Source organism: Nocardia sp. NPDC058497 (genome assembly GCF_042720195.1).
GTDB lineage: Bacteria > Actinomycetota > Actinomycetes > Mycobacteriales > Mycobacteriaceae > Nocardia.
This window is the reverse complement of sequence record NZ_JBHXMY010000395.1, coordinates 1-5,655: the sequence shown is the minus strand read 5'-3', so window position 1 is coordinate 5,655 and position 5,655 is coordinate 1. Positions and strand designations below refer to the sequence as shown.

The 5,655-nt window shown below is 69.9% G+C and carries 6 protein-coding genes; 1 reads left to right on the top strand and 5 read right to left on the bottom strand.

Annotated elements, in window-relative coordinates; all coding sequences use genetic code 11:
* The 4 genes from hemC to ACFWPJ_RS22990 form a co-directional block, all read right to left on the bottom strand.
* Positions 1-886: hydroxymethylbilane synthase (hemC, locus tag ACFWPJ_RS23005; RefSeq protein ID WP_378854454.1), on the bottom strand; the 886-nt coding region annotated here is incomplete at its 3' end.
* The gene (locus ACFWPJ_RS23000) at positions 883-2,277 is read right to left on the bottom strand and encodes a glutamyl-tRNA reductase (RefSeq protein ID WP_378854453.1); all 1,395 of its coding nucleotides are present in this window, start codon (positions 2,275-2,277) and stop codon (positions 883-885) included. The genes ACFWPJ_RS23000 and hemC, both read right to left, overlap by 4 nt.
* A gap of 76 nt (positions 2,278-2,353) precedes the next feature.
* Positions 2,354-3,223, bottom strand: coding sequence for a redox-sensing transcriptional repressor Rex (locus ACFWPJ_RS22995; RefSeq protein ID WP_378854452.1), 870 nt, complete (start codon positions 3,221-3,223; stop codon positions 2,354-2,356).
* A 207-nt stretch (positions 3,224-3,430) separates the two neighbouring features.
* On the bottom strand, positions 3,431-3,712 hold the full coding sequence (locus ACFWPJ_RS22990) for a glutaredoxin family protein (RefSeq protein ID WP_378854451.1): 282 nt from the start codon (positions 3,710-3,712) through the stop codon (positions 3,431-3,433).
* Positions 3,713-3,818: 106 nt separating this feature from the next.
* On the opposite strand from ACFWPJ_RS22990, the gene ACFWPJ_RS22985 reads away from it, so the two are divergent.
* The gene (locus ACFWPJ_RS22985; protein WP_378854450.1) at positions 3,819-4,826 is read left to right on the top strand and encodes an HAD family hydrolase; all 1,008 of its coding nucleotides are present in this window, start codon (positions 3,819-3,821) and stop codon (positions 4,824-4,826) included.
* A gap of 131 nt (positions 4,827-4,957) precedes the next feature.
* Here the strand turns inward: ACFWPJ_RS22985 and ACFWPJ_RS22980 are convergent.
* On the bottom strand, positions 4,958-5,655 hold a 698-nt coding region (locus ACFWPJ_RS22980; protein ID WP_378854449.1), incomplete at its 5' end, for a lysophospholipid acyltransferase family protein.

Below are 5,655 nucleotides of genomic sequence, written 5' to 3'. Positions count from 1 at the left end.
ACACCCACACCCACCCCCCCCCCCCCCCCCCCCCCCCCGGGGGGGGGGGCGGGGGTTTGTTTAACCCCCCCCGGCGGCGGCCAGCGCCAATCGACGCGCCGCCCTCGGCGCGGGCGCCGATCGGCGCGGTGCAGCCCGCCTCGAGCTCACCGAGCAGCGAACGCTCGGCCAGCACGGCGGCCCTGGTCGGCGCGTCGTCCAGACCGGCGAGGATCTCGATCAGCTGCGGGTCGTCACTGCGGCATTCCACCGCGAGGGCGCCCTGCGAGGGAGCGGACAGCATCTGCACCGGCTCGAGCGATTCGGTGATCGCGTCGGTCCGCCCGATCCTGGACAGACCGGCGCGGGCGATGACGATGGCGTCGAGTTCGCCCTCGCTCACCTTGCGCAACCGGGAGTCGATGTTGCCGCGCAGCGGGACGATGTCGAGGCCGAGGCCGAGCGCCCGCAGCTGGGCGGCGCGCCGCGGCGCCGAGGTGCCGACCTTGGCACCGGCGGGCAGTTCACCGAGGACCAGTCCGTCGCGGGCGACCAGCGCGTCGCGCGGGTCCTCCCGGGGCGGGATGGCGGCGATGGTGAAGCGCGGATCCTGCGCGGTGGGGAGGTCCTTGTAGGAGTGCACCGCGATGTCGATGCTGCCCGCGGCGAGCTCGTCGCGCAGCGCCGAGGTGAACACGCCGACGCCGATCTTCTGGACCGGATCCGACGACAGATCACCGGGCGTCTTGATCACGACCAGTTCGGCGGGCTGACCCGCCGCGATCAGCGCGTCACGGATGGTGCCCGCCTGTGTCAGCGCGAGCAGGCTGCCGCGCGTGCCGATCCGCCACGGCGCACTGCTGCTGCCTGCGGTCACGGTGTCCTCTTCCTGCACTGTGGTGATCATGAGTCCTGCCCATCGCCGAGGTGTCCTGCGGTGAAGTCGTCGGCCAGCGCGGACTCGCCCGCAGCGACCTCCATGGGAGCGGCAACCGCTTGCACCGCACCGGGTTTCAGTTCGAACAGCTCACGCAACGCCTCGGCGTAGCTGTCGCCACCCGGCGTCGATGCCAGCTGCTTGACGCGCACCGTCGGCGCGTGCAGCAGCTTGTCGACGACGCGGCGCACGGTGCGCGCCACCTCGTCGCGAGCCGGATCGGCCAAGTCGGGTAGCCGCGAATCCAGGCGGAGCAGTTCGGCCTCCACCACCTCGGCGGCGCGCTGACGCAATGCGGCCACCGTGGGGGTGACCTCCGCCATGCGTTGCCCGGCAAGATATTTCGCGAGTTCGTCGGCGACGATCTGACGCGCAGCGGCGGTGTCGTCGGCCGCGGCGCCCGCGGCCGGATCGCGCTGCAGCGATTCGATGTCGATGACGGCGACGCCGGGCAGACCCGCCACGGCGTGCTCCACATCGCGGGGCAGACCGAGGTCGCAGAAGACCAGCGGATGTTCGGCGGCGTCGGTGCGGGCCCGGTCCGCGAGCGCGCGGTGGGTGTCGGCCAGCGTCACGACCGCACCGACCGCGCCGGTACAGGTGATGACGACGTCCGCGGCCGCCATCGCCTCGGTGAGGCGCGACATCTCGACGGCCTCGGCGTCGACGCCGTGCATGCTGCGACCGGTCTCGGCCAGGCGCTGCGCGCGGTCGAGGGTGCGGTTGACGACGACGATCCGGCCGATCCCGGCCCGCGACAGATGCGCGACGGCCAGCCCACCCATCGCACCGGCGCCGAGCACCACCGCGGTGCGGCCCGCTAGATCGCCGACGATGCCGCGCGCCCGGTCCAGCGCCACCGACACCACCGAGGCGCCGGCCCTGTCGATCCCGGTCTCCGAATGCACTCGTTTGCCGACCCGCAGCGCGTGCTGGGCCAGCTCGTGCAGGGTGCGCCCGACCGCCTGCTGGCCGTCGGCGCTGGCGTAGGCGCTGCGGATCTGGCTGAGCACCTGCTGCTCGCCGACGACCATCGAGTCCAGGCCGCTGGCGACCGCGAACAGGTGCTCGGCCGCGGCCTCGCTGTAGCGCACGTAGGCGTGCCTGGTCAGATCGCCGAGCGGCAACCCGGAATGCTTGGTGAGCAGTTCGCTGACCTCGCCGAGCCCGCCATGGAAGGCGTCGACCACGGCGTAGACCTCGACGCGGTTGCAGGTGGAGACGATCATCGCCTCGGACACATGGGTCGACTCGAGCAGCCGGTCGACCAGCTTCGGGCGGTCGGCCTCACTGATGGCGACCTTCTCGAGCACCGAGACCGGGGCACTCCGATGAGAAATTCCGACGAGAAGAACGCTCATGACTGCACCTCGCTGGCGCTCGGCTCCGTCATGCGCGTTCGCGCGCTGAACTGCTGATTCGCTCGCTGGCGCTCGCTCATGGCGTGATCACCGATCCCTTGGTGCTTGGCTCCGTTGCCGAATGCGGGGTGGCCGAGTGCGGCGCGGTGCGGCGCTGCGGCCTGCCGCGCGCCGGTTCGACCGGCGCGGGGTGCGTGAGGGCGGGATGGTTCTGCGTCGGCACCCGGCGCGCGATCCGGCCGGACCCGGCCTGGGCCACCTCGGGCAGGGCGGGCGCGTCGTTGCGGGCGGCGTCGAAGGAGAGCATCTGCAGCTCCATCGCCAGGTCGACGCGGCGAACCTCCACATGGGCGGGCGCGCGCAGGGCACACGGGGCGAAACTCAGGATCGACGGGAGCCCGGCGGCGACGAGCCGGTCGCACACGTCCTGGGCGGCCTCGTCCGGCACGGCGAGCACCGCGATGGTCGGCGCGAGCGCCGGAATCTGCTCGGTGAGCTGCTCGATATCGCGCACGACGAGACCGGCGTACGCCTGGCCGATCACCGCGGGGTCGTTGTCGAAGATCCCGACCACGGTGAAGCCACGTACCCCGAAACCGCCGTAGCCGACCAGGGCGCGGCCCAGATTGCCCGCACCGATCAGCACCACCCGATGTCCCTGGGACAGACCGAGCACATCTTCGATCCTGGTGCGCAACTTGACTACGTCATAGCCGACACCCCGCACGCCGTTGGGTCCGAGGAAGGAAAGATCCTTGCGCAGCTTGGCCGAATTGACACCCGCCGCGACAGCGAGTTCCTCACTCGATACGATGGCTACACCCTCGTCGGCCAACCCGGCGAGAACCCGGAGATAAGTAGCAAGACGAGTCACCGTGGCCTGGGGGATATCCCTCTGAAGAGCCTTGCCGGAGACGCCACCTGGCGTCTCATGCTGCTCTGTCACGTCGTCGGCTCCTCGTGCCGGGCCTGATCGCGGTCCGGTTCCTGTCGTTCGTTCACCGGTTGTGGGTCGCTGCGTCGCTAGTGAGCGACCGGTGCCATGGGGGGCGGTACAAACCCGGCCACCGCCGCTGCTCGGTGCGGCGGTGCGGATTGCGTGCCACCACCGTAACCGCTTGTGCAGGCGTTCACAAAGTCGGTGAAATTGGCCTCATTTTCCGCCGCGACCAGCGAAACGGCTCAAGTCGGCCCGCAAACGTGGCTCGTCGACGTCGAAATAGCTGTGTTCACGGCCGTCCAACAGGACCACGGGCAGCCGATCGCCGTATTCGGCACGCAGTCCAGGGTTGCTGACGGCGGCTTCGTCGACGTCTACGGTGTGCACCGGGAGACCGAAATCACCACAGATCGTCTCCAATTGCGCCAGTGCGATGCCGCACAGGCCGCAACCGGCGCGCGTCAACAGGGTCACGGTGGGTGTGGGATTAGTCATGAGCTCTATTTAATCCCCGGGCCCGCCACGGGTTGTCGGTGAATCCGGTTACTGTGGACATGGTTCGCGCGACTAGCGGAGGGTACTGGTGCCGGAACGTTCGAAGGTGGCTAGGGCCGGATTCGTCGCAGGGCGATTCGGGGAGTTCCCTGCGCGGTGGCAGCCAAGCCGCCTCGGCCAGGAACTGCAGGAACAGTTCGCGCGGCTGCCGCGCAGCCCGTTCGGGCCGAGCGAGGAGGAGCTGCGCGCCAACCTGGCCGGTGAGGCCAGTGCCGACGCCGCGCTCACCCTGCACGATGCCGAGCTCGCCGAACAGGGCGACGACGCGGGCCCTGAGGTACCGCGCGATCTCACGGCGGCGGCGTTCTTCGACGTCGACAACACCCTGGTGCAGGGCGCCTCGATCGTGCACTTCGCCCGCGGGCTCGCCGCCCGCAAATACTTCAAGACCTCCGACCTGGTCGATGTCGCCTGGAAGCAGGTGAAGTTCCGGGTCACCGGCAAGGAGAACTCCTCCGACATGGCCTCGGGCCGGGAGAAGGCGCTCAGCTTCATCGCGGGCCGCCCGACCGCCGAACTCGCCGCGCTCGGCGAGGAGATCTACGACGAGATCATCGCCGACAAGATCTGGCCAGGCACCCGCGCGCTCGCCCAGATGCACCTCGACGCGGGCCAGCAGGTCTGGCTGGTGACCGCGACGCCGGTGGAGCTGGCCAACGTCATCGCCAAGCGCCTCGGACTGACCGGCGCCCTTGGCACGGTCGCCGAGAGCGTCGACGGCAAGTTCACCGGCAGGCTGGTCGGCGACATCCTGCACGGCCTCGGCAAGGCGCACGCGGTGCGCACCCTGGCCATCCGCGAGGGCCTCAACCTCAAGCGCTGCACGGCCTACTCCGACAGCCACAACGACGTGCCCATGCTGTCGCTGGTCGGCACCGCGGTCGCGATCAACCCCGACTCGGATCTGCGCGAGGTCGCCAAGAACCGGGGCTGGGAGATCCGCGACTTCCGCACCGGCCGCAAGGCCGCCAAGATCGGCGTCCCCACCGCGCTCGCACTCGGCGCGGCAGGCGGTGCCGTCGCGGCAGCGATCACCCGCAAGCGAGCAGACTGACCCGCCTCCCCGGGAATTTTGTGTGCCGTCCGGGAGCTCGGCAGTCTGTTCTCGGGCTCGCGTCAGGCATGGGGCAGCTGGAAGGTGGTTGGGGAGTTACCCATGTTCTCGCGTGATCAGCGGGTTGCGTCCTAGCCCAGCACGGTATTGCGGCGCTTGGCCAGCAGTTTGTAGAGGGTCTGCTGGATCGTTTCCCTGACCTGGTCGGTGACCTCGAACATCGTCATCGGGTCGTCGGCCTCTTCCGGCTCGTAGGCCGAGGTGGCGATCGGCTCGCCGAACTCGATGTACCACTTCGACGGCAGCGGGATCGCGCCCAGCGGGCCCAGGTGCGGGAACAGCGGGGTCACCGGGAAGTAGGGCAGGCCGAGCAGGCGGGCCAGCGGCTTGATGTCGGCCAGCTTCGGGTAGATCTCCTCGGAGCCGACAATCGAGCACGGGATGATCGGCACACCGGTGCGCACGGCCGCCGAGACGAACCCGCCGCGGCCGAAGCGCTGCAGCTTGTAGCGGTCGGCGTAGTTCTTGCCGACGCCCTTGAAGCCCTCGGGGAACACGCCGGCGATCTGCCCGGAGCGCAGCAGGCGCTCGGCATCGGGGTGGCAGGCCAGCGTGTGCCCGGCCTTGCGGGCCAGCGCGCCCAGCATCGGCAGCTCGAAGATCAGGTCGGCGGCCAGCAGCCGTAGCGCGCGCCGGTTCGGATGCTTGTCGTGGATGGCCAGCTGCAGCATCAGCCCGTCGAGCGGCACGGTGCCGGCGTGGTTGTCGACGATCAGCGCGCCACCGTTGTCCGTGATGTTCTCGATGCCCTCGACCTCGACCCGAAACC